Genomic DNA, 21,371 nt, shown 5'->3' on the forward strand with positions numbered 1-21,371 from the left:
AGCCCTTTTTCGTTTTCGGCACCCTCAGGGCAGGATCTTGTCCGGCTCCTTGTGGAAGCCCGCAACAGTGCCGGTATCGGCACCCGGAACCGTCGGGTCCTTCAGTTCCTTCAGCGGCTCCATATGCGCCGCCACCACCGGCTTGATCTCCGCCGAGGGCTTCGCGCCCGGGGCATTCACACGCCAGATGGTGCCTGCGGTATCGTCGCTGACGAGCAGGCTGCCGGTCTTGTCGAAGGCCAGCCAGGTCGGGCGGCCGTGGGTGTGCGAGGCATCCTTGAGGAAGCCCGTCAGCACCGGCACCGGCTTCACGTTCTTCGGATTGCCGTGATCGTCGAAGGGCACGAAGACCACATCGTAACCGACGGCCGGACGGCGATTCCACGAACCGTGACGCGCCACGAAAGCACCGTTGGCGAACTTGTCGCCCATGATGTTGCCGCCGCGCGCGAAGACCATGCCGAGCACCGCCGCATGCGCGCCCATCGCGTATTCGGGCTTGCGGGTATATTCCAGCATGTACGTTTCCATCGGCCACTGGACCCGATCATCGAAGGTCGTCTTCCAGTAGATCCACGGCCAGCCATACTGCGCGCCGACGGGCACATTGGTCAGATAGTCCGGCACCAGGTCCGGGCCGAGCATGTCCCGCTCCTGCACCGTGGCCCAAAGCTCACCGGTCGAGGGATTCCAGCCGAGGCCGTTGGGATTGCGCATGCCTGCCGCGAACGGACGACGGCGGGCGGTTGCAACGTCGATTTCCCAGATCTGGGCGCGGCCCGCTTCGGCTTCCATGCCGTTATCGGCAATATTGGAGGACGATCCCACCGCGACATAGAGATGCTCGCCATCGTCGCTCAGCAACAGATTGCGCATCCAGTGATTCCCGCCGGCGGGCAGGTCCATCATCTTGCGCAGCGGCTTGCCGACAAGCTGGGTCTCACCGGGCTGGAACGCGAATTCGAACACGGCGTCATGGTTGGCGATGTAGAGCTTGCCATCACGATAGGCCATGCCCGAGGGCGAGTGCATACCATCCGTGCGGAAGTCGAAGCGCTGTTCGGCCTTGCCATCGCCATCGGCGTCACGCAGCAGCACGATCTTGTCGGGCGAAGGCACATCGGCGCCGACCTGGCTGAACATCCAGCCCATCACCATGCCGGTGAACCCGCGCGGCCGGTTATCGGCCGGGGCGTTGGTCAGGGCCACCAGCACGTCGCCATTGGGCAGCGTCAGCATGGTGCGCGGGTGGTCCAGCCCTTCGGCAAAGCGATTGACGGCAAGACCCTGCGCGGGCGTGGGCGCCTCACCCTGCGCCCATCCCACGGTCTTCACCAGCTTGACGCTGGGAATCCATTGCGGGCTGGCTTCGACGAGTTTGGGGTCCTTACCCGTGGTCGCATCGAGCGGCAGGTCGGACGTGTTGGAATATTGTGCCCAGGCGATCACCCCGACAATGGCGAGGATGACGATCAGCAGGACGACGGCGGCTTTGATGAGTATCGAGCGCATGGGCCATGGAATAGGCCTGACCCGGCTAGGCGGCAACAGCGACTTGGAGTAACGCCTTTCCCATGTACGACTTCGCACCCAAGGGCGATACGCCCAAGCCCGAACTCTATGGTGAGCTTGTGGAGGCCGCGCAGGCGCTGATCGCCGGCGAGCCCGATCCGGTCGCCAACATGTCCAACCTTGCGGCCCTGCTGTGGCAGTACCTGCCCGACCTCAACTGGTCCGGATTCTACCGCACGATCGAGGGCGAGCTGGTGCTCGGGCCCTTCATCGGCAAGCCTGCCTGCATCCGCATCCCGCTCGGTCGCGGCGTCTGCGGTACCGCGGCGGAAACCGGTATGACCCAGGTGGTGCCGGACGTTCACGCCTTCCCGGGCCACATCGCCTGCGACGCGGCGAGTCGCTCGGAACTGGTGGTGCCGGTGCTGCGGGATGGTCAGGTGATCGCGGTGATCGATCTCGATAGCCCCCTGCCCGGTCGTTTCGACGAAGCAGACGCGGCGGGAATCGAAAAGTTCGCGGCGGCAGTGGCTGGAGCGATCTGATTCTGCTCAGAAAGCTATCCGGAACAAGATGTTAATGTGAGAGTGCGGGGGAGCCACGCTCCCCTGCCAATCTTCGTACCTGAGCGCTGCGCCTAGCGGCCGAGAATGGCCAGGCGATGAGCCCTAACGGTACATCCTCGTCGCCCCCGCGCAGGCGGGGGCCCCGCTACCTTCAGCTACATCGCAAGAAAAGCCGCCCCCCGATCGCCACCGGGATCGTCGGGGTACCGGCCCGCTTTAAATCGCCCCACCCGTAAGCCGCTGGCAAACCAGATCGAGCTGATCGAGAGTCGCGTAACGGATCGTCACCGTCCCCGACTTCGGATCGGAATCGGCACTAATCTTGACCGGCATTCCGAGGAATTCCTCAAGATGGTTCTGCACGGCGGCGATATCGGCGTCGTCCGAAGCATTGCGCGCGGCACGCGCCCGGCGCGGGATGACATCTCCGCGCAGCTTCTTGCGGACAAGCTTCTCGACTTCACGCACCGACATCTGCTTGCCGATAGCGGCATCGGCGATTTCCTCGGCATCATCGCAGCCGATCAGCGCGCGGGCATGGCCCATCGACAGGCTGCCATTCTCGACCATCGCGATAACGCCATCGGGCAGTGCCAACAGGCGCTGGAAGTTCGCGATATGGCTGCGGCTCTTGTCGACCATGCGGGCGATCTCGGCCTGAGTCATGCCCTCGAATTCGGCAAGGCGATTGTATGCGCGCGCCTCTTCGATGGGATTGAGATCCTCACGCTGGAGGTTCTCGATCAGGGCCAGCGCCATGACCTCACGCTCGGTGAGGTCGCGGACCAGTGCCGGGATCTCATGGAGCTGCGCCTTCTGCGCCGCACGCCAGCGGCGTTCACCGGCAACCAGCTGATAGCCGCCGCTGCTCATCGGGCGAACAATGATCGGCTGAATGACACCCCGGTGGGCGATCGACGCGGCCAGTTCCTCCAGCGCTTCCTCATCGAAGATGCGGCGCGGCTGATCGGGATGCGGGGTGATGTCGGAGATGGCGAGCACCGCCAGCCCTCCCCCACCGCGCAGCGGCGTTACTACGCCCTCGCCGCCCGACGGCAGCGGTTCCTCACGGCGCGTCTCGCCCAGCAGCGCGCCGAGACCGCGACCCAGCCCCTTGGGCTTCTGTTTCGCCGGGGCAGGCTTTTCGGCTTGGGGTACGCTGATGCGGACAATCGAATCGTCGCTCATGCCGCTTTCCTCTTCTCGGGCAGTCGGGTGATCAGTTCGCGCGCGAGTGCCATGTACGCGCGGCTGCCGGCGCATGCATGGTCGTAGATCAGCGCCGGCACGCCGTGACTCGGCGCTTCGGACAAGCGCACGTTGCGCGGAATGGTGGTTTCGAACACGAGCTGACCAAGGCACGAACGCACGTCTTCGGACACCTGATCGGTCAGGCGGTTCCGGCGATCGAACATGGTGAGCGCAATGCCGATGATACCGAGGTCGGGATTGAAGCGCTGTTGCACCCGCTCAACCGTCTGGAGAAGCTGGCTCAGCCCTTCCAGCGCGAAGAACTCGCACTGAAGCGGCACCAGCAGCGTATCCGCAGCGGTCAGGGCATTGAGCGTCAGCAGCCCAAGCGACGGCGGGCAATCGATCAGGCAGACGTCGTAGCCCAGGTCTCCCCGCAGCGCGCTGCGCAGGCGGTGGGCACGGTCATCGACGCTGACCAGTTCGACTTCGGCCCCCGAAAGGTCGACCGTAGCCGGCAGCAGATCAAGGCCGGGAATACGGGTGGGCATGACACAGTCGATCACCGGAACCCGGTCGACCAGAACCTCGTAGGAGGAACGGTCGCGGTCGGTCGCGGAAATGCCGATGCCGGTTGATGCATTGCCCTGCGGATCGAGGTCGATCAGCAGCGTCTTCCAGCCGGTGGCGGCGAGCGCGGTTGCGACGTTAATCGCGGTCGTGGTCTTTCCGACACCGCCCTTCTGGTTGGCAATCGCGATACGGATCACTTGGTCTTACCCTTCCTGTCGGTCAGCGTGCCGACAATGATGCCCGCTTGCGGGTCCGTCAGGGACTGTTCCACGTGGAACACATGCCGCCACTTGCGAAGGTCTGCCAATTCTTGCTGTGCGGACCGCCCTTTCGGCAACAGCCAGACCGTGTCGCTTGTGGAAAAACGAGAGGATAAAGTCAGGAGCTTGTCGAGCGGCGCAAATGCGCGTGCCGATATGACACGCGCTTCACGGGTTTCTACGAGTTCGAGGCGCTGCCCGATCACCCGCGCCTTATCGAGGCCCATCGCCAGGCGGGCTCGATCGAGCCACTCGATTCGCCGCGCGCGTGATTCGACCATCAGCACTTCGCATTCGGGACGAAGCGCCGCGATCACGAGGCCGGGGAAGCCCGCACCAGTGCCAAGGTCGATCCAAGGCGAAGATGTTCCACGTGGAACATATGGAAGCAGTTGCGCGCTGTCGACGATATGCCGCAGCCAGACCTGATCGAGACTGGCGGCCGAAACGAGGTTCTGCTGCGTGTTCTCCTCCGCCAGCATGCGGACCAGAATCTCCAGCCGGGCCTCGGCGGCCTCATCGTATTCAGGCAGCGCGCGCAGCCATGCACGGGCTTCATCTTCAGTGGAAATCACGCCGCCTCCTTGCGGGCATGGACAAGCAGCGCCGCCAGCGCCGCAGGAGTAATGCCGGGAATACGGCCAGCGGCCGCAAGTGTTTCGGGCCGGGCCTTGGTCAGTCGCTCAACCATCTCGCGTGAGAGGCCAGGGATCTCGGCATAGGCAAAATCTTCGGGCAGCGGCATCGCCTCGCTGGCACGCAGTTCGCGCAATTCACGCTCCTGACGATCCAGATAAGGCGCGTAGGCCGCGTCTTCCGCCAGCTCTTCGGATAGCGCGTCATCAGCAAGCAGCTCATCCGCGATCCAGGGCGAAAGGCCGCCAAGATCGACGCCGCCAAAGCGCAGCCACTCCCGGATCGGAAGCCGGCCAATATCGGAACGGACCGGAAGACCCGACTGCGCCAGTTCGGCTGAGGCGACCGGGACATCGAACGCCGCTTCCAACCGCGCGCGTGCATCCTGTCTGCGGGCGAACCATTCGAGGCGCGCCGGACCGACCGCACCCGCTTCCATCGCAAGCGGAGTCAGGCGGCTGCTGGCATTGTTCGCCCGCAGTCGCAGCCGATACTCCGCGCGGGCGGTGAGCATGCGGTAAGGCTCGCTCACGCCGTGCAAGGTAAGATCGTCGATCATCACCGCCATGTAGCTGTTGGCGCGATCGAGCGCGGCCGGCTCACGTTCGAGCACGGCTGCAGCAGCATGCATGCCCGCCACCAGCCCCTGCGCGGCCGCTTCCTCGTACCCCGTGGTCCCGTTGATCTGACCGGCACAATAGAGACCGGCAATCTCGCGAAGCTCCAAACTCGTGCGCAAGGCGCGCGGGTCGATGTGGTCGTATTCCACGGCATAGCCCGGCACGACCATCTCGACGCGCTCCAACCCTTCCATCGTGCGCAGCATGTCAAGCTGAACATCGGCTGGCAGCGATGTGCTCACGCCGTTGGGATAGACCAGCGGATTGTCGAGCCCTTCGGGTTCGAGGAAGATCTGATGCCCGTCGCGGTCGGCAAAGCGGTGGATCTTGTCCTCGATCGAAGGGCAATAGCGTGGCCCCTGCGCCCCGATCGCGCCCGTGAACAGGGGCGAGCGATGGAGGTTCGCGCGGATCACATCGTGCGCGCGCGGGTTGCTGCGCGTGATCGCGCAGAAGACCTGCGGCACCTCGCGGCGTTCACCCATCGCCGACATGGTCCAAGGCTCACGATCCGAAGGCTGCTCGCCAAGGCGCGCCCAATCGATCGTACGGCCATCGAGACGCGGAGGGGTCCCCGTCTTGAGACGCGCCATCGGCAGATTCGCCTCTCGCATCTGGGCCGCCAACCGCTGCGCCGAGTCTTCACCAATGCGCCCGCCGACCATCCGCTCCTCGCCCCGGAACAGAGTCCCACCAAGGAAGGTGCCGGTGCACAGCACGACCGCGCGGGCGTCGAGCCGGGTGCCGTCAGCCAGATCGATGCCGGCCACCCTGCCCTGCTCCATCACCAGCGCGGAAGCCTCGCCAGCCACCAGTGTGAGATCGCCCTGCTCTTTCAGCATGCGATGGATCGCCGCCTTGAACAGCTTGCGGTCGGCCTGGACGCGAGGCCCCTGCACGGCGCTGCCCTTCGAGCGGTTGAGCATCCGATAGTGAATCGCGGCTGCGTCAGCGGCGCGGCCGATGAGACCGTCGAAGGCATCGACCTCGCGCACGAGGTGTCCCTTGCCCAATCCGCCAATGGCGGGATTGCAGCTCATCGCGCCCACGGCGTCGAGATCGAAACTGACGAGCGCGACACGCGCACCCATGCGGGCGGCAACGGAAGCCGCTTCACAGCCGGCGTGGCCGCCGCCGATCACGATCACATCGAAGGAATGCATTCGCCGCGCATACGCGAAAGCGTGAATCGCGTCAAAGTTTGTAAAGGACATGTTCCACGTGGAACATGTGGGTCAAGAGGACAAGGGACAGGGCTCCCAACGGCGCCTCACTTCCCGATGCAAAACCGCCCGAACAAGGCGTCGAGCATATCCTCGGTAGTGGCCCGGCCGATCAGCGCATCGAATGCCACCCGGGCCAACCGCAAGGCCTCTGCCACCAGCAGCGGATCGCTTTCCCGATCCGCTGCCGCCAGTGCCCGTTCCGCCTCTGCGACCAGCGCATGCTGGCGAGCGTTGAGCGCGGCATCGCCCGGGCGCGGCATCGCCTTGCGGGCGGTCTCGACCAAGTCGGCCCGGAGCCGATCCATCCCCTCGCCCGTCACGGCGGAAACGGAGTGACGAGCCTGTGCCTTCTGTTCCACGTGGAACACATCGGCCTGTGCCGCGATCTCCCATGCACCCTCCGGGCCCTCCCCTTCCGGGCCCAGCCACAGCACGAGATCGGCCCGGTCCAGGGCATCGCGCGCACGTGAGATTCCGATTGCCTCGATCACATCGCCGGTCTCGTCGCGCAAGCCGGCGGTGTCTCCGAACAGGAAGGGCACGCCCTCGATCGAAACCGCCCGGGTCAGCACGTCGCGCGTGGTCCCCGCGAGTGGTGAGGTGATCGCCGCCTCATCCTCGACCAAGGTATTAAACAGCGTGCTCTTCCCGGCGTTGGGCGGTCCGGCCAGCACGACCCGATAGCCCTCGCGCAGCGCTTCCGCGCGCGGACGCGTGAGCCATTCGGAAAGCTCTCCACGGAGATCGACAAGCCGCTTGCGGAAGTCGGCCGGCAGGTCCGAGACATCGTCCTCGTCTCCGAAGTCCAGCACGGCCTCGACCGATGCCGATGCGGTCAGGACCCGGTCACGCCACTGCTCGACCTGCCGTGAGAATGCCCCTCCCGCCATCGCGATGGCCGAACGACGCTGCAATTCAGTCTCGGCAGAGAGCAGGTCCGCCAGCCCCTCGGCCTCGGCCAGATCGATGCGCCCATTGGCGAAAGCGCGGCGGGTGAATTCACCGGGAGTTGCGCGGCGCAACTTTGGCAGGCGGGCGAGTTCTGCTTCAATGGCGGAAACGACTGCCCTGCCCCCGTGAAGATGAAACTCGGCAAGATCCTCGCCGGTCGCTGTCGCCGGACCGGGGAACCAAAGCACCAGAGCCTGATCGAGCACCGCACCAGCGCCATCGCGCAGAACCCGATAACGCGCACGGCGCGGATCGGGGAGCGAACCGGTAAGGGCGGAAAGTGCAGACCCGGCCTCGGGCCCGCTCACGCGAACGATCGCGATGGCAGCAGGCGGCGCGCCGCTCGAGAGGGCGAAGATCGTGTCGGAAAAGCTGTGGTCGGACATGGCCTCTCGCCTAGCCCGACCGGATCAGCCCGTGAAGACTCAGTTGTCCTTCTTGGGCTTGCCCTGCGGATTGAGCACGCCGCTCAGTGCCATGGCAGCGCCGCTTTCCATGAGCTGCTGAAACAGCTTGAGCCCGAATTCGCCCATCGGGGCGACCTGCTTGCTCATTTCCTGAAGCTGATCGAAACTGCCAACCCCCTGCATCGCCTTGCTAAGGGCATCCACATAGACTTCGTTGGCCTTGGTCACGTCTGGCAGACCCAGGAAACGCCGGGCCTCTTCGGGCGAGCATTCGACCTCGACTTGGACCTTCATCACGGCCTCCTGCTTGGAATTTCTGCATCATAGCTGACACAGGGCGTTGGCAAAGTCCATCACCCGTGCCTAACTCCGAAAAACGGTTAGAAGACCCAGAAGTTCTCAAGGCCAGAGGTTCTCAGGAGACTCCCCATGACAAACACCGAAATCCCCACGCTCGATGGCGACGGCATGATCCCCGCCTACGTCGCCCGTCCCGCAGGTACACCGCGCGGGGCGATCATCGTCCAGCAGGAGATCTTCGGCGTGGACGCCGGTATTCGCCAGAAGGCCGATAGCTGGGCCGCGCGCGGCTACCTCGCCGTCGCGCCCGATACGTTCTGGCGCCAGAAGCCGGGCATCGAACTGAGCCCCTATAACGACGAGGAATTCAAGGAAGCCGTCGGTCACATGATGGCCCACGACTTCGATCTTGGCATTCGCGATCTCGAAGCCGTGATCCACTGGGTTCGCCGTCAGGAGGGCGTCCCCAAGGTCGGCCTCGTCGGATTCTGCATGGGTGGCCGCATCGCCTACATGGTCGCTACCCGCACCGACATCGACGCTTCGGTCGGCTACTACGGCGTGATGATCGACCAGATGCTCAATGAAAAGCACGCGATCGCCCGCCCGCTGATGCTGCACATTCCGACTGCCGACCACTTCGTCGATGCCGCCGCGCAGAAGGCGATCCACGAAGGACTGGACGATCATCCGCGCGTCACGCTCTGGGACTACGAAGGCCTCGACCACGGCTTTGCCGCCGAGATCGGTGCCCGCCGGGACGAAGCCGGGGCAAAGCTGGCGGACAGCCGAACCGAGGCGTTCTTTGCGGAGCATGTCGGCTAAACCACGATGACTATCGCCCCGCGCTACGCCGTGCCGCTTGTGGTCGTGATTCTCACGGCCGCTTGCTGGCTCATTCCCTTGTGGCGCTGGGCGCTGGTACTGATGGTGCCGGTCCTGCTGCTGACGTTTTGGGACTTCTTCCAGAACCGCCACGCTCTCAGACGCAACTATCCCTTCATTGCCCGCGTTCGCTGGCTATTCGAGGACATGCGCCCTTACTTGCGCGCCTATGTCGTCGAGGGCGACCGCGAAGGCCGGCCCTTCACGGTGGAAGAACGCAGCCTCGTCTACGCCCGTGCCAAGGGCGAGATCGATTCGCACCCCATGGGCACCGAACTCGATGTCTATTCGGACGAATACGAATGGCTCGGTCATTCGATCGCCCCGAACGAAAAGGCCTCCAAGAACTGGCGGGTGAAGATCGGCGGCGAGGAATGCACCCAGCCTTACGAAAGCGCGTTGCTCAACATTTCGGCCATGAGCTTCGGTTCGCTTTCCGCCAATGCGATTCAGGCGCTTAACAAGGGTGCGGCCATTGGCGGCTTCGCGCATGACACCGGCGAGGGGTCGATCAGCCCCTACCACCGCATGCATGGCGGCGACCTGATCTGGGAACTGGGCAGCGGCTATTTCGGCTGCCGCCACAAGGATGGCAGCTTCGATCCCGTTCTTTTCGCGGAACAGGCGCAGACCGATCAGGTCAAGATGGTCGAGATCAAGCTGAGTCAGGGCGCCAAGCCGGGACACGGCGGCGTGCTGCCGGGCCCCAAAGTGACTCCCGAGATTGCCGAGACCCGCAAGGTGGAAGTGGGGCAGGACTGCCTTTCCCCCGCTGCCCACTCGGCGTTCTCCACGCCGATCGAATTGCTGGAATGGGTCGCCCAGCTGCGTGAACTTTCGGGCGGCAAGCCTGCGGGCATGAAGCTTTGCGTCGGCCAGCCGCACGAGGTGATGGCATTGGTCAAAGCCATGCTGGAAACCGGGATCACGCCCGACTTCATCGTCGTCGACGGTGCCGAAGGCGGTACCGGCGCCGCGCCGCAGGAATTGACCGACAATGTCGGCATGCCGCTGCGCGAAGGGCTCGCACTCATGCGCAATGCCCTCGTCGGTGCCAATCTGAAGGACCGGATCCGTCTCGGCGCATCGGGCAAGATCCATTCCGGCGCCGGCATGGCGCGTGCCTTCGCGCTGGGTGCAGACTGGTGCAATGCCGCGCGCGGATTCATGTTCGCGCTGGGCTGCGTGCAATCGATGAAGTGCCATACCGGCGCCTGCCCCACCGGTGTCGCCACGCAATCCGAATGGCGCCAGCGCGGGCTCGTGGTCGAGGACAAGGCCGAGCGCGTCGCCCGCTTCCAGAAGGAAACGCTGAAGGCCCTGCGCGAGATCGTTGTCGCCATGGGCTACGACAGCCCCTGGGACCTCAACCAGCACGACATGTACCAGCGGATCGACAGCGCCAAGGCCGGCCCGCTCGACGAAATCTATGAATTCCTGAAACCCGGCGAACTGATCGCCGATCCTGAATCCACTCAATATGCCCGCGCCTGGCGCGTGGCCCGGGCGGAAACCTTCCGCCGCGTGTTCTGAAGGACCCGAATGCCATGACCACCGGATACCGGATGATCGCCCGCCGCCACGGCGGCCCCGAAGTAATCGAGCGGGAGGACTTCTCCGTGCCCTCCCCCGGTGCCGGCGAGATAGTGATCGAGACCGAGGCTGTCGGCCTCAACTTCATCGATACCTATTATCGCAAGGGACTCTATTCCGATCCGCTGCCGATCACACTGGGGTCCGAAAGCGTCGGCAAGGTCACCGCCATCGGAGACGGCGTTTCCGGATTCAACATTGGCGAGCGCGTCGGCACGACCAGCAGCGGCGGCGCCTATGCGACGCACCGACTGCTCAAGGCGGACAAGGCCATGCGCATCCCCGAAGGCATTGCACCGGAGATCGCGGCCGCCGTCATGCTCAAGGGTCTGACCGCCTGCTATCTGGCCGAGGATACGTTCCCAGCCGCAGCCGGCCATGTGGCGCTGGTTCATTCCGCCGCAGGCGGTGTCGGCTCACTGCTGGTGCCCTGGCTGCTCGACAAGGGCGTGACAGTGATCGCCCATTCCGGATCGCCCGAGAAGGCCGCGCAAGTTCCGGGCGAGCATTCGCTTTCGTGCGATCTCGCCGATCTGCCCGGAAAGATCCGGGAGATCACCTCGGGCGCGATGTGCCATGTTGTCTATGACGGGGTCGGTGCGGATTCGTGGGCGGCTTCCATCGCCTCGCTTCGCCGCCGGGGGCTTATGGTCACATACGGCAATGCCTCGGGGCCGGTTCCGCCCGTAGCGCCGCTGGACCTGATGCGTGGCGGTTCGCTCTATCTCACGCGGCCGACTCTGGCCGATTACGTGGCGACGCCGGAAGAACTCGCGGCGAGCGCCAAGAAGCTGTTCGACCGGATCGCCAGCGGCGTGCTGACTCCGCGCGTGGGGCAGACCTTCCGGCTTGAAGATGCGGCTGAGGCTCATCGCGCGCTGGAAAGCCGAGCCACAACAGGTTCCACAGTGCTGGTGCCCTGACCTGCCAGGATCCAGCAAAGAAAAAGGGCTCGGAGGCATAAGCTTCCGAGCCCTTTTCAATTCGTGTTCCCTGCGGATCACATCAGCGTGATGATGCCCAGCTGAGGGTCGGTCCAACCTTCGTAGATCATCTTCACCGCCACATAGAGGATGACGGCAAGGCCGATCCAGGCGATCCACCGGTAACGCTCGATGTACTTGGCAATGAAATTTGCCGCGACACCCATGAGGGCAACTGCAAAGACCAGGCCGACGATCAGAATGCCGGGATGATCGCGCGCCGCGCCGGCCACGCCGAGCACATTGTCGATCGACATCGAAATGTCCGCCACCGCCACCGAGAGCGCCGCGCCGGCGAAGCTCTTGGCCGGGGCCACGCCCGAACGTTCATCACCCTCGATCTCGGGCGAACCCGGAGAATGATGACCGCCAGCGTGAATCTCGCGGTACATCTTCCACGCGACCCACAGCAGCAGCAATCCGCCCGCAAAGACGAGTCCGACGATGCCCAGCAGCCATGTCACCATCAGGGCAAAGGCGATGCGCATCACCAGAGCGGCGAGCACGCCGATGGCGATGACCTTCTTGCGCTGGTCGGCCGGAAGCCCGGCCGCGAGTGCGCCGACGACGATGGCATTGTCCCCCGCCAGCACCACGTCGATCATCAGCACCTGAAGGAACGCCGACATTGCTGCCGGCGATCCCAGGTTCGAGAAGTCGTTGACGATATGCTGCCAGATTTCGGCCGGCCCTCCCACGGCGGAAGTGGCCACTAGCGTATCGAGGATACTCAACCCGATAGCCCCTGCTTACTGGTTCATCGTGGCGAAGAAGTCCTCGTTGGTCTTGGAGTCCTTCATCTTGTCGAGCAGGAATTCCATCGCGTCGACCGTGCCCATCTGCATGAGGATACGGCGCAGGACCCACATCTTGGTGAGCTGGTCCTTCGGAACCAGCAGCTCTTCCTTGCGGGTGCCGGACTTGCCGACGTCCAGCGCCGGGAAGATGCGCTTGTCGGCCACCTTGCGGTCAAGGACGATTTCCGAGTTACCGGTGCCCTTGAACTCTTCGAAGATGACTTCGTCCATGCGGCTGCCGGTATCGATCAGGGCCGTGGCTATGATCGAAAGCGAACCGCCTTCCTCGATGTTGCGCGCGGCGCCGAAGAAGCGCTTGGGGCGCTGCAGGGCGTTGGCGTCGACACCGCCGGTCAGCACCTTGCCCGAAGAGGGAACGACGGTGTTGTAGGCGCGGCCAAGGCGGGTGATCGAGTCCAGCAGGATCACGACGTCGCGCTTGTGCTCGACCAGGCGCTTGGCCTTCTCGATCACCATTTCGGCGACCTGCACGTGGCGCTGGGCGGGTTCGTCGAAGGTGGAGGAGATGACCTCGCCCTTCACCGAACGCTGCATGTCGGTGACTTCTTCAGGGCGCTCGTCGACGAGCAGCACGAGGAGGAAGACTTCCGGATGGTTGTCGGTGATGGCCTTGGCCATGTTCTGCAGCAACACGGTCTTACCGGTGCGCGGCGGCGCCACGATCAGAGCGCGCTGGCCCTTGCCCTGCGGCGAAATGAGATCGATCACGCGCGCCGACTTGTCCTTGACCGTGGGGTCCAAGCTGTCGAGCTTCAGGCGCTGATCGGGATAGAGCGGCGTCAGGTTGTCGAAGTTGACGCGGTGGCGCACCACGTCCGGATCGTCGAAATTGACGCTGATAAGCTTGGTGATGGCGAAGTAGCGCTCACCGTCGCGGGGCGCGCGGATCTCGCCTTCCACGGTATCGCCGGTACGCAGGCCCCACTTACGGACCTGGTTGGGCGAAACGTAGATGTCGTCGGGACCGGCAAGGTAGTTCGCCTCGGGGCTGCGCAGGAAGCCGAAGCCGTCCGGCAGCACTTCGATCGTGCCCTGACCGACGATTTCTTCGCCGTCTTCGGCCACTTCCTTGAGGATGGCGAACATCAGGTCCTGACGACGCATCGTCGAAGCGCCTTCGACGCCCAGTTCCTCTGCCATTTCGACCAGTTCGGCCGACGACTTCTTCTTAAGTTCTTTAAGGTGCATCTTGCTTGAATTCCGGATGGAAAATTTTTGGGAGAAATTTTGGAGAGTCGGCCGGCGGATCGATGGGCTTGGGGAAAGCGGATCCGGGCACGCGAAAGAACTCGCCGCCCTGAGCCGGGACACGGTTCAGATAGGGATTGGGCAGCCTGCGGTCAACGCGTGATCCACAAGCCGGACGCGGCCTGCGCCCAGCCGATGGTACAGTTCAGACTCGCTTCAGAACGGTTTGACGACCACGAGGACGACAATCACCGCCGCGGCAAGGCCCGGAATCTCGTTGAGCAGGCGGAGCTGCTTGCCGGTGAGCGTCCGCTCCCCCTTGGCCAGCTTCTTCGCGTAGCCGACCAACCAACCGTGATAACCCGAAAGACCGAGCACGAAGAGCAGCTTCACATGAAGCCAGGGCTGGCTCCATGCGTCGATCGAAAAGGCCGTGGCAATGCCGAATAGCCAGACCATGACGAGCGAAGGCGTCAGGATGATCTTGCGCAGCTTCGCCTCGCGATCGACCCAGCGCGCCGCTTCGGCCGAGCCCGGTTCTGCTTCCTGATGATAGACGAAATAGCGCGGGAGCATGAATAGCCCCGCCATCCAGAAGATCACGAAAATAACGTGTCCGGCTTTGAGCCAGAGATAGAGCATTGCCAGCGTATCCTGCATCGGCGCACGAAGTCTCGTTGGGTCCGTGCCGATCTCCTGCACGCTTGCCCGGCGGGGTTCAAGGTGATTCCGGCAGCCTTGCGGTGGGAGGAAGAAAGCCAGGGGATTCAATATCCCCTGCCCTACTCGCTTCGGATCGCCCTTCCCGGCGGCCGCGCGTGTGCCTGAACGCGGCAACCGGATGAGTCCGGGGGTGAGTGGCCGGAACCGCTCTCATGGCTCAGCGAGCGCCTGAGAGCAGATTCAGCCACGATGCTGAAGAACGGGCGGAAAAAATGGATCCCCCTGCTTACCTGCTCCAGTTGCGCACGATCGCCAGCAGCGCTTCGACGTGCTCGATCGGGGTGAACTGCCCGATGCCATGCCCGAGGTTGAACACATGCGGACGGTCCGCGAAGGCATCGAGCACGCGGCGGGTTTGACTCTCAAGCTCCGCGCCGCCCGAAAGCAGCAACAGCGGGTCGAGATTCCCCTGCACCGGCAGCCCTTCGGGCAATTCGCGCGCGGCCCAGATCGGGTCAACGGTTTCATCGATTCCGACAGCGTCCACCCCGGTCTCTCGGGCGTAAGCTGCTAATTTTTCGCCGGATCCCTTGGGGAAGCCGATAATCGGAGTCTGCGGGTGGCGTGCCTTCACCGCGGCGACGATGGCCGCGTTGGGCGCGATGACCCAGCGTTCGAATTGCGCGGGTGAAAGCGATCCGGCCCATGAATCGAAAAGCTGGACGGCTTCCGCTCCGGCTTCGATCTGGCCGCTGAGGTATTCGACAGTCACCCCCACGATAGCCTGAATGATCGCCTCGAACGCGGCCGGGTCGCGATAGGCCATTGCCCGTGTCTCATGCTGATCGCGGCTGCCTTCGCCTGCACACATGTAGGTTGCGACCGTCCACGGACTGCCGGCGAAGCCGAGCATGGTTTTGTCCGCAGCGAGTCCCGCGCGAACCTTGTGCACGGTTTCATAGATCGGAGTCAGTCGCTCGGGCACCGCGACGAGGGTTTGCAGCGCGTGATCCACAAGCCGGGGAGTCAGTTTCGGACCCTCGCCGGCAAGGAACTGAAGGTCCTGCCCCATTGCGTAAGGAACGATGAGGATGTCCGAAAAAAGGATCGCGCCATCGAATCCGAAGCGGCGGATGGGTTGGAGGGTGATCTCGGCGGCTGCGTCCGTATCGTAGACGAGCGCGAGAAAACCGCCCTTTTCCGCGCGTAACGCCCGGTATTCCGGAAGGTAGCGTCCAGCCTGGCGCATAAGCCAGACGGCGCGTTTGTTCGTGTTGGTTCCGTGCAGGGTGTCGAGAAGAAGGCCAGGCATCGAGAGTCAGGTCCAGTCCAAAAAAATAAGAGTCTTAAAAGGATGATGGAGTCTGTTGGTCCTGTGGATATCGGGGACGGCGATTCCTTGCCCGATTTGTCCCAAGATGAACAGGTTCGAGAGTCACTTGCGACTCTCCGGAGAGTCCGAGTCAAAGACTCTTTGTCCCTGTTACCCACAGGCTGTGGATCAGAGTCAGAGCCTGTCCACAAATGCCCCGGATTGAATCGGGGGAACGGGGAGGAAAACTCCGATCCGAGTTGTCACCGAGTCCGTCCCGTGGTTTATGCCGGGACATATCCACACCCCCTCTGTGAACACTCTGAAAGACCCGGAAAAAGGCCGAACATGGCGCGATTTCACCTGCACCTTCTCTCGGACTCGACCGGCGAAACGCTGGAAATGATCGCCAAGGCTGCCCTTGCGCAGTTCGACGATTCCGACGTTTTGCGCCATTTCTGGCCGATGGTTCGCTCGCAGCAGCATCTCGACCGGATCATGGGCGAGATCGCTGCCAATCCCGGCCTCGTGTTCTTCACGCTGGTCAACGAGGAAACGCGCGGGCGATTGGAAGAGCGTTGCCAGCAGCTCGGCCTGCCGGCGATTGCGGTACTCGACGGCGTTACCGACGCGCTCGAAGCCTTGCTGGGGCAGGAAGCCAAGGGCCGTCCCGGTCGTCAGCATCGGCTGGACGATGCTTATTTTGCGCGCGTCGATGCGATTCAGTTCACGATCGCGCATGACGACGGCATTGCCTGGGAGGATTGGGAAGAGGCCGATATCGTGCTGGCGGGCGTATCGCGCACCAGCAAGACGCCGACTTCGATCTACCTTGCCAATCGCGGCTACAAAGTCGCGAATATCCCCATCGTGGTGGAAAGCCCGCCGCCTTCGATCCTGTTCGGATTAAAGCGGCCGATGGTTGTCGGCCTGACGACTGCGCCGGACCGGCTGATCCAGATCCGCCGCAATCGCCTGCTTTCGCTCAGCCAGTCGCCCGATACCGACTATGTGAAGTCCGACCGGGTCGAGGGCGAATTGAAATACGCGCGGCGGATGTTTGCGGACAATTCCTGGCCGGTCATCGACGTGACGCGCCGCTCCATCGAGGAGACGGCGGCGGCCATCATCAATCTCTATAACGAGCGCAAGGCCGAAGGCACCCAAGGGCAGCCCGGCCCTCGCCCGATCTGAATTTCAGGAATCCACAGATGATCGTACTTGCGTCTCAGAGCGCCTCGCGGCGGGCGATGCTCGAAGCCGCCGCCATCCCGTTCCGCGCCAATCCCGCGCATGTTGATGAGCGGGCGATAGAGGCCGGGCTTGTCGGCGCCGCGCCGAGGGAAATCGCGCTGGCTCTCGCCAAGGCCAAGGCCCTCGCCGTTTCGGCGCAGGCGCCGGGCGAATTGGTGCTGGGCAGCGATTCCCTTGTCGAATGCGGGGGGCGGCGTTTCGACAAGCCGGCCAGCCGTGAGGCAGCCGCCGAGCATTTGCGCTTCTTTTCGGGCAAGACGATGGCCCTCCACAGCGCGGCGGCACTGGCGCGTGATGGCGAGATCGTCTGGGCGGATGACGCCGTGGCGTCACTCCATGTGATCGCGATGTCCGACGTTTTTATCGATCACTATCTCGATGCTGAATGGCCGGAAGTTGCCGGTTGCGTCGGTGTTTTCCGCATCGAGGCACGCGGCGTCCAGCTTTTCGAGTCGATCGAGGGCGACTATTTCACCATCCTGGGCATGCCCCTGCTCAAGGTTCAGGCGGCGCTGCGCCGTCTCGGAGAGATCGAGCAATGACAGGACAGCTTTACGCCGAAGTGATCGGTGACCCCATTGCCCAGTCGAAATCGCCGCTGATTCATGGGTTCTGGTTGGAAAAGCTGGGAATCGAGGCGCGCTACGACCGCTGCCTGGTCACGGTCGACGGCTTGGCCGACTATCTTTCCGCGCGTCGCGCCGATCCGGATTGGCGCGGCTGCAATGTGACGATGCCGCACAAGCTGGCGATCATGCCGCTGATGGACCGACTGGACCCGCTCGCCGCGCGGATCGGCGCGGTCAACACCGTGGTGCGCGAGGTGGACGGCACGCTTGTTGGGTATAACACCGATGCCCCGGGCTTCCTCGAACCGCTGCGCGAGCGACTGGCGGAAACGCACTTGTTCCGCATGGCGCGCGTTCTCGGCACGGGCGGCGCGGCGCGGGCGATCGTTGCCGCGCTGGCGGACAGGGGCTTCGTGATCGTGCTGGCCGGACGGGATCCGGCCAAGGCGAAGGCCATGCTCGAAGAGCTGACCACGCAGCAGGATCATCATGCGATCGATCTTGCCCACTTCGCCCATCCCACCGATTTCGCGTTCGACGATCGCGAGCGGCTCTTCGACGTGATCGTCAATGCAAGCCCGCTCGGCATGACCGGGCAGCCGCCGCTTGCGTTCGATTTCAGCCATGCCCCGCCGAACAGCATGGTCTACGATATCGTCACCAGCCCGCGCGACACCGCGTTCCTGCAAGAGGCTCGCGAGGCCGGATTTCCCACAGTGGATGGACTGGCGATGCTGATCGGTCAGGCCGATCACGCGTTTCGCCATTTCTTCGGCGCGACACCGCCGCGCGATGAGGATAGCGACGCGCAGTTGCGCGCGCGTCTGGAGGCATGACCCGGCCGAAGATCCTGGGCCTCACCGGCTCGATCGGCATGGGCAAGTCGGCCGTGGCGGCGATGCTGCGCGATCTCGGCGTGCCGGTTTTCGATGCCGACGCTGCGGTTCATGAATTGCAGGGGCCGGGCGGTGCGCTGCTGGATGAGATCGAGGCCGCGTTTCCCGGCACCACGGGTGCACAGGGTGTCGATCGCGCGAAGCTTGGGGCCGCGGTCTTCGGTAATCGGGAAGCGCTCGTCCGCCTCGAATCGATTGTTCATCCGGCCGTCGGCGCGATGCGACGAGTGTTCCTGAAGGACCATGCAAAGGCGCCGCTGGTCGTGTTCGATATTCCCTTGCTCTACGAGAAAGGCGGGCACGAAGGGCTCGACGCGGTCGCCGTTGTTTCAGCTCCGGCTGATGTCCAGCGTGAGCGCGTGCTCGCCCGCCCCGGCATGACCCCGGAAAAATTCGAACAGATTCTGTCGCTTCAGGTCCCCGACGCCGAAAAGCGCGCGCGGGCGGATTTCGTGATCGATACCGGCGTATCGCTTGCGGAGACCGGGGCCGAGGTGGAGCGTATCGTGCGCGCGTTGGGCCCGTTGTAATAATCCTGCCACAGGCCTTGCGAAGCAGCGTCGGCAGGCAGATATGAGGTTAAATGCGAGAGATCATCTTCGATACCGAAACTACGGGATTCGACCCCAAGAACGGGGACCGTATGGTCGAGATCGGCTGTATCGAGATGGTCAACCGGGTGCTGACCGGCCGCAGCTACCACGCCTATTTCAACCCCGAACGGTCCATGCCGGCGGAGGCAGAGGCCGTTCATGGCCTGTCCGACGCCTTCCTGGCCGATAAGCCGCTGTTCGCCAGCTGCGCGCAGGAATTCCTCGATTTTATCGAGGACAGTCCGATGATCGCGCATAATGCCTCATTCGACTTCAACTTCATCAACCACGAGCTAACCCTATGCAGCCATCCGATCGTCGATCGGTCGCGCATGGTCGATACGGTAGCGCTGGCGAAAGTGCGCCATCCGGGCGCCAAGCTTTCGCTCGATGCGCTGTGTTCGCGGTATGGAATTGATCGAAGTCATCGAACCAAGCACGGCGCGCTTCTAGACGCCGAGCTGCTGGCGCAAGTCTATGTGGAACTGCGCGGCGGCCGCCAGATCGGCCTCGAACTGATGGCGGAAGTGAATGAAATCGTGGTGGAAACCAAAGTCCTTGCCCGCAGGGACCGACCTTTCCGCCAGCCGCGTCCCCATGCGGCCACCGAAGCGGAACTGATGCGCCATGCAGAGTTTCTCACTTCGGTCGACGCCCCACTCTGGGGTGAATGATACCATAGCAGAGGAGTATTCGCTCATGGACATCCGCGTCTCAGGTCACCAGGTCGAAACTGGAGAGGCCCTGCAGGTTCACGCCAACGAGCGGTTGATGACGATCATCGACAAGTACTTCAATCGAGCGTTGTCCTCGCAAGTTACCTTCGGCCGGGCCCCGGCCGGTGCCTTCCGCTGCGATATCATCATGCATGTGATGCAGAACCTTGTCCTCAAGGGCACGGGCATGGCGCAGGATGCGCATATCGCGCTCGACCAGGCGTCCGAGAAGATCGACAAGCAGCTGCGCCGCTACAAGCGCCGCATCAAGGACCGGCATGAGCAGACCGCCTATGCCGTGGCGACCGAGGAGGCGGCTTACACCATCTTTGAGGAGCCAGCGGCCGAAGCCGATCACGAGCTTGATGCCGATGCCCCGGTGGTGATCGCCGAGACGCGGGTGGACGTTCCCGAGGCAACGGTATCGGATGCGGTGATGATGCTCGACTTGCGCAACACCACCGCACTGCTGTTCAAAAACGCTGGCACTGGCCGACATAATATGGTTTACCGCCGCGGCGACGGTTCGATTGGCTGGGTTGAACCGCACTGACGCCGGCCGCAGCGTCTTCCGGCGCTAGCACTTCTGATCGCATATACTTCTGATCGGAGGACGAGTAAGCAGCCCCCGGACCTTCCGGGGGTTGCGAGCGTTTAGGCATTGGCAACCTATCTGAGACCAGAACCAGAAAACGAAATGAGCAGTCTTTTCAATCTTCTGCCCGATGCTGTCACGACGGCGAGCGCGGATACCAAAGCGTCCATCCTTGGGCGCCTCGCCGGAATCTTCACGGACGTCTACGGGCTGGACCGGGAGATGGTGCTTGCGCGCGTCCTTGAACGGGAAGCGTTGGGGAGTACCGGATTCGGCCGGCGTATCGCGATTCCCCACGCCCGGCTTCCCGGGCTGAGCCGCCCGGTTGCGGCGTTCATTCGCCTCGATTCGCCGGTGGAGTTCGATTCCGCCGATGGTGTGCCGATCGATATCGTCTTCGGCCTGCTCTCACCCGAGGGTGCCGGCGCCACCCATCTTCACGCCCTTGCGGCGATCTCGCGCATGATGCGCGATGAACGCATGCATGAGGCCCTGCTCGACGCTCCCGGCGCGGAAGCGCTCTACAGCCTGCTTAGCAGCGTTATCGACCGCGATGCTGCCTGAGGCCCCTGGGGCCGGCTCTGAAAATGGGCCTGAAATCGAAAAGGCCGACAGCAGCGGTGCCGCGCTGCATTGGCGGGCGCTCGAAGGCCTCTACGCTTCGGCGCCGATCAACGGCATGTTTGCCTCGCGGCTGGAAGTTCCCGGTGAGGGGCTGGCGCGGATCACGTTCGACGTCGATCCTGCCTGCTTCCACGCGGCGGGTGCGGCGCACGGCACGATCTATTTCAAGATGCTGGACGATGCCGCCTTCTACGCGGCCAACACGCTCGTCACGGACCGGTTCCTGCTGACGACGTCGTTCAATCTGCTTCTCAGCAAGCCGATCAAGGGCGGCACCATCGTTGCCGAAGGGCGCTGGGTAAGTGGTCGCCGCCGCGTGCTGGTCGCCGAATCGCGGCTTGTGGACGAGGACGGCGACGAAGTCGGCCGTGGAACCGGCACTTTCATGCGCTCCCGCATCGCGCTTTCCGGCCTGCCCGGCTACGCCGGCACGACCTGAC

23 protein-coding genes are annotated in these 21,371 nt (G+C 63.6%); 12 read left to right on the forward strand and 11 right to left on the reverse strand.

Features of this window, described 5'->3' with window-relative positions; all coding sequences use genetic code 11:
• Positions 1-24 precede the first annotated feature (24 nt).
• Entirely contained in the window at positions 25-1,512 is a 1,488-nt protein-coding gene (locus AC1VVK_RS09685) for a PQQ-dependent sugar dehydrogenase (protein WP_482902811.1), read from the reverse strand.
• Between the two features lie 62 nt (positions 1,513-1,574).
• Here AC1VVK_RS09685 and AC1VVK_RS09690 point away from each other — a divergent pair, with 62 nt between their 5' ends.
• Positions 1,575-2,057, forward strand: coding sequence for a GAF domain-containing protein (locus AC1VVK_RS09690; RefSeq protein ID WP_482902812.1), 483 nt, complete (start codon positions 1,575-1,577; stop codon positions 2,055-2,057).
• Positions 2,058-2,294: 237 nt separating this feature from the next.
• Here the strand turns inward: AC1VVK_RS09690 and AC1VVK_RS09695 are convergent, their stop codons facing one another.
• From AC1VVK_RS09695 to AC1VVK_RS09720, 6 genes are all read right to left on the reverse strand, one after another.
• Positions 2,295-3,266 (reverse strand): ParB/RepB/Spo0J family partition protein, encoded by a 972-nt coding sequence (locus AC1VVK_RS09695; protein WP_132387606.1) that lies wholly within the window; start codon positions 3,264-3,266, stop codon positions 2,295-2,297.
• Positions 3,263-4,039, reverse strand: a complete 777-nt coding sequence (locus tag AC1VVK_RS09700) for a ParA family protein (RefSeq protein WP_132387608.1) — start codon at positions 4,037-4,039, stop codon at positions 3,263-3,265. The genes AC1VVK_RS09695 and AC1VVK_RS09700 overlap by 4 nt, the downstream gene beginning before the upstream one ends.
• The gene (gene rsmG, locus AC1VVK_RS09705) at positions 4,036-4,677 is read right to left on the reverse strand and encodes a 16S rRNA (guanine(527)-N(7))-methyltransferase RsmG (RefSeq protein WP_482902813.1); all 642 of its coding nucleotides are present in this window, start codon (positions 4,675-4,677) and stop codon (positions 4,036-4,038) included. The genes AC1VVK_RS09700 and rsmG overlap by 4 nt, the downstream gene beginning before the upstream one ends.
• Positions 4,674-6,521: a tRNA uridine-5-carboxymethylaminomethyl(34) synthesis enzyme MnmG gene (gene mnmG / locus AC1VVK_RS09710; protein ID WP_482902814.1), complete on the reverse strand. Its 1,848-nt coding sequence runs from the start codon at positions 6,519-6,521 to the stop codon at positions 4,674-4,676. Before mnmG ends, rsmG begins: the two co-directional genes overlap by 4 nt.
• A gap of 107 nt (positions 6,522-6,628) precedes the next feature.
• Positions 6,629-7,921 carry a tRNA uridine-5-carboxymethylaminomethyl(34) synthesis GTPase MnmE gene (mnmE, locus tag AC1VVK_RS09715; RefSeq protein ID WP_482902815.1) on the reverse strand — a complete coding sequence of 431 codons (1,293 nt, stop codon included), beginning with the start codon at positions 7,919-7,921 and terminating at the stop codon, positions 6,629-6,631.
• A gap of 39 nt (positions 7,922-7,960) precedes the next feature.
• Complete coding sequence (locus AC1VVK_RS09720) at positions 7,961-8,236, reverse strand: DUF6489 family protein (protein ID WP_132387616.1); 276 nt, start codon at positions 8,234-8,236, stop codon at positions 7,961-7,963.
• A 135-nt stretch (positions 8,237-8,371) separates the two neighbouring features.
• Between AC1VVK_RS09720 and AC1VVK_RS09725 the strand changes: the two genes are divergently transcribed.
• From AC1VVK_RS09725 to AC1VVK_RS09735, 3 genes are read left to right on the forward strand one after another with little or no spacing between them, the layout of a single operon-like run.
• Positions 8,372-9,067 carry a dienelactone hydrolase family protein gene (locus tag AC1VVK_RS09725; RefSeq protein WP_482902816.1) on the forward strand — a complete coding sequence of 232 codons (696 nt, stop codon included), beginning with the start codon at positions 8,372-8,374 and terminating at the stop codon, positions 9,065-9,067.
• A 6-nt stretch (positions 9,068-9,073) separates the two neighbouring features.
• Positions 9,074-10,660: an FMN-binding glutamate synthase family protein gene (locus AC1VVK_RS09730; RefSeq protein ID WP_482902817.1), complete on the forward strand. Its 1,587-nt coding sequence runs from the start codon at positions 9,074-9,076 to the stop codon at positions 10,658-10,660.
• 14 nt (positions 10,661-10,674) lie between these two features.
• A complete protein-coding gene (locus AC1VVK_RS09735) occupies positions 10,675-11,643 on the forward strand; it encodes a quinone oxidoreductase family protein (RefSeq protein ID WP_482902818.1) in 969 nt (322 codons plus the stop codon).
• A gap of 77 nt (positions 11,644-11,720) precedes the next feature.
• Here AC1VVK_RS09735 and AC1VVK_RS09740 read toward each other — a convergent pair whose 3' ends face one another.
• From AC1VVK_RS09740 to hemE, 4 genes are all read right to left on the reverse strand, one after another.
• Positions 11,721-12,437 carry a TerC family protein gene (locus tag AC1VVK_RS09740; protein ID WP_482902819.1) on the reverse strand — a complete coding sequence of 239 codons (717 nt, stop codon included), beginning with the start codon at positions 12,435-12,437 and terminating at the stop codon, positions 11,721-11,723.
• Between the two features lie 15 nt (positions 12,438-12,452).
• Positions 12,453-13,709 (reverse strand): transcription termination factor Rho, encoded by a 1,257-nt coding sequence (rho, locus tag AC1VVK_RS09745; protein ID WP_132387624.1) that lies wholly within the window; start codon positions 13,707-13,709, stop codon positions 12,453-12,455.
• Positions 13,710-13,925: 216 nt separating this feature from the next.
• A complete protein-coding gene (locus AC1VVK_RS09750) occupies positions 13,926-14,369 on the reverse strand; it encodes a CopD family protein (RefSeq protein ID WP_482902820.1) in 444 nt (147 codons plus the stop codon).
• Positions 14,370-14,658: 289 nt separating this feature from the next.
• The gene (gene hemE / locus AC1VVK_RS09755) at positions 14,659-15,684 is read right to left on the reverse strand and encodes a uroporphyrinogen decarboxylase (RefSeq protein WP_482902821.1); all 1,026 of its coding nucleotides are present in this window, start codon (positions 15,682-15,684) and stop codon (positions 14,659-14,661) included.
• 348 nt (positions 15,685-16,032) lie between these two features.
• On the opposite strand from hemE, the gene AC1VVK_RS09760 reads away from it, so the two are divergent.
• The 8 genes from AC1VVK_RS09760 (at position 16,033) to AC1VVK_RS09795 (ending at position 21,370) form a co-directional block, all read left to right on the forward strand.
• On the forward strand, positions 16,033-16,878 hold the full coding sequence (locus AC1VVK_RS09760; protein ID WP_132387630.1) for a pyruvate, water dikinase regulatory protein: 846 nt from the start codon (positions 16,033-16,035) through the stop codon (positions 16,876-16,878).
• A 17-nt stretch (positions 16,879-16,895) separates the two neighbouring features.
• Positions 16,896-17,480 carry a Maf family protein gene (locus tag AC1VVK_RS09765; RefSeq protein WP_482902822.1) on the forward strand — a complete coding sequence of 195 codons (585 nt, stop codon included), beginning with the start codon at positions 16,896-16,898 and terminating at the stop codon, positions 17,478-17,480.
• The gene (gene aroE, locus AC1VVK_RS09770; RefSeq protein ID WP_482902823.1) at positions 17,477-18,343 is read left to right on the forward strand and encodes a shikimate dehydrogenase; all 867 of its coding nucleotides are present in this window, start codon (positions 17,477-17,479) and stop codon (positions 18,341-18,343) included. The genes AC1VVK_RS09765 and aroE overlap by 4 nt, the downstream gene beginning before the upstream one ends.
• Positions 18,340-18,933, forward strand: a complete 594-nt coding sequence (gene coaE, locus AC1VVK_RS09775) for a dephospho-CoA kinase (protein WP_482902824.1) — start codon at positions 18,340-18,342, stop codon at positions 18,931-18,933. The genes aroE and coaE overlap by 4 nt, the downstream gene beginning before the upstream one ends.
• A 53-nt stretch (positions 18,934-18,986) precedes the next feature.
• Positions 18,987-19,670 carry a DNA polymerase III subunit epsilon gene (dnaQ, locus tag AC1VVK_RS09780; protein ID WP_482902825.1) on the forward strand — a complete coding sequence of 228 codons (684 nt, stop codon included), beginning with the start codon at positions 18,987-18,989 and terminating at the stop codon, positions 19,668-19,670.
• A gap of 25 nt (positions 19,671-19,695) precedes the next feature.
• Positions 19,696-20,265 carry a ribosome hibernation-promoting factor, HPF/YfiA family gene (gene hpf, locus AC1VVK_RS09785; RefSeq protein ID WP_132387640.1) on the forward strand — a complete coding sequence of 190 codons (570 nt, stop codon included), beginning with the start codon at positions 19,696-19,698 and terminating at the stop codon, positions 20,263-20,265.
• A gap of 144 nt (positions 20,266-20,409) precedes the next feature.
• Positions 20,410-20,871 carry a PTS sugar transporter subunit IIA gene (locus AC1VVK_RS09790; RefSeq protein WP_132388533.1) on the forward strand — a complete coding sequence of 154 codons (462 nt, stop codon included), beginning with the start codon at positions 20,410-20,412 and terminating at the stop codon, positions 20,869-20,871.
• Complete coding sequence (locus AC1VVK_RS09795; protein ID WP_482902826.1) at positions 20,861-21,370, forward strand: PaaI family thioesterase; 510 nt, start codon at positions 20,861-20,863, stop codon at positions 21,368-21,370. The genes AC1VVK_RS09790 and AC1VVK_RS09795 overlap by 11 nt, the downstream gene beginning before the upstream one ends.
• Position 21,371: the final 1 nt, after the last annotated feature.

The sequence above is a fragment of the Novosphingobium sp. BL-S-32 genome, assembly GCF_056857055.1.

Excerpts from the sequence above, each read along its gene's own strand:
- AC1VVK_RS09685 (WP_482902811.1), bottom strand. The coding sequence starts at position 1,512 with ATGCGCTCGATACTCATCAAAGCCGCCGTCGTCCTGCTGATCGTCATC.
- AC1VVK_RS09690 (WP_482902812.1), top strand. The coding sequence starts at position 1,575 with ATGTACGACTTCGCACCCAAGGGCGATACGCCCAAGCCCGAACTCTAT.
- AC1VVK_RS09695 (WP_132387606.1), bottom strand. The coding sequence starts at position 3,266 with ATGAGCGACGATTCGATTGTCCGCATCAGCGTACCCCAAGCCGAAAAG.
- mnmG (WP_482902814.1), bottom strand. The coding sequence starts at position 6,521 with ATGCATTCCTTCGATGTGATCGTGATCGGCGGCGGCCACGCCGGCTGT.
- mnmE (WP_482902815.1), bottom strand. The coding sequence starts at position 7,921 with ATGTCCGACCACAGCTTTTCCGACACGATCTTCGCCCTCTCGAGCGGC.
- AC1VVK_RS09720 (WP_132387616.1), bottom strand. The coding sequence starts at position 8,236 with ATGAAGGTCCAAGTCGAGGTCGAATGCTCGCCCGAAGAGGCCCGGCGT.
- AC1VVK_RS09725 (WP_482902816.1), top strand. The coding sequence starts at position 8,372 with ATGACAAACACCGAAATCCCCACGCTCGATGGCGACGGCATGATCCCC.
- AC1VVK_RS09730 (WP_482902817.1), top strand. The coding sequence starts at position 9,074 with ATGACTATCGCCCCGCGCTACGCCGTGCCGCTTGTGGTCGTGATTCTC.
- AC1VVK_RS09735 (WP_482902818.1), top strand. The coding sequence starts at position 10,675 with ATGACCACCGGATACCGGATGATCGCCCGCCGCCACGGCGGCCCCGAA.
- rho (WP_132387624.1), bottom strand. The coding sequence starts at position 13,709 with ATGCACCTTAAAGAACTTAAGAAGAAGTCGTCGGCCGAACTGGTCGAA.
- AC1VVK_RS09750 (WP_482902820.1), bottom strand. The coding sequence starts at position 14,369 with ATGCAGGATACGCTGGCAATGCTCTATCTCTGGCTCAAAGCCGGACAC.
- hemE (WP_482902821.1), bottom strand. The coding sequence starts at position 15,684 with ATGCCTGGCCTTCTTCTCGACACCCTGCACGGAACCAACACGAACAAA.
- AC1VVK_RS09760 (WP_132387630.1), top strand. The coding sequence starts at position 16,033 with ATGGCGCGATTTCACCTGCACCTTCTCTCGGACTCGACCGGCGAAACG.
- AC1VVK_RS09765 (WP_482902822.1), top strand. The coding sequence starts at position 16,896 with ATGATCGTACTTGCGTCTCAGAGCGCCTCGCGGCGGGCGATGCTCGAA.
- aroE (WP_482902823.1), top strand. The coding sequence starts at position 17,477 with ATGACAGGACAGCTTTACGCCGAAGTGATCGGTGACCCCATTGCCCAG.
- coaE (WP_482902824.1), top strand. The coding sequence starts at position 18,340 with ATGACCCGGCCGAAGATCCTGGGCCTCACCGGCTCGATCGGCATGGGC.
- dnaQ (WP_482902825.1), top strand. The coding sequence starts at position 18,987 with ATGCGAGAGATCATCTTCGATACCGAAACTACGGGATTCGACCCCAAG.
- hpf (WP_132387640.1), top strand. The coding sequence starts at position 19,696 with ATGGACATCCGCGTCTCAGGTCACCAGGTCGAAACTGGAGAGGCCCTG.
- AC1VVK_RS09790 (WP_132388533.1), top strand. The coding sequence starts at position 20,410 with ATGAGCAGTCTTTTCAATCTTCTGCCCGATGCTGTCACGACGGCGAGC.
- AC1VVK_RS09795 (WP_482902826.1), top strand. The coding sequence starts at position 20,861 with ATGCTGCCTGAGGCCCCTGGGGCCGGCTCTGAAAATGGGCCTGAAATC.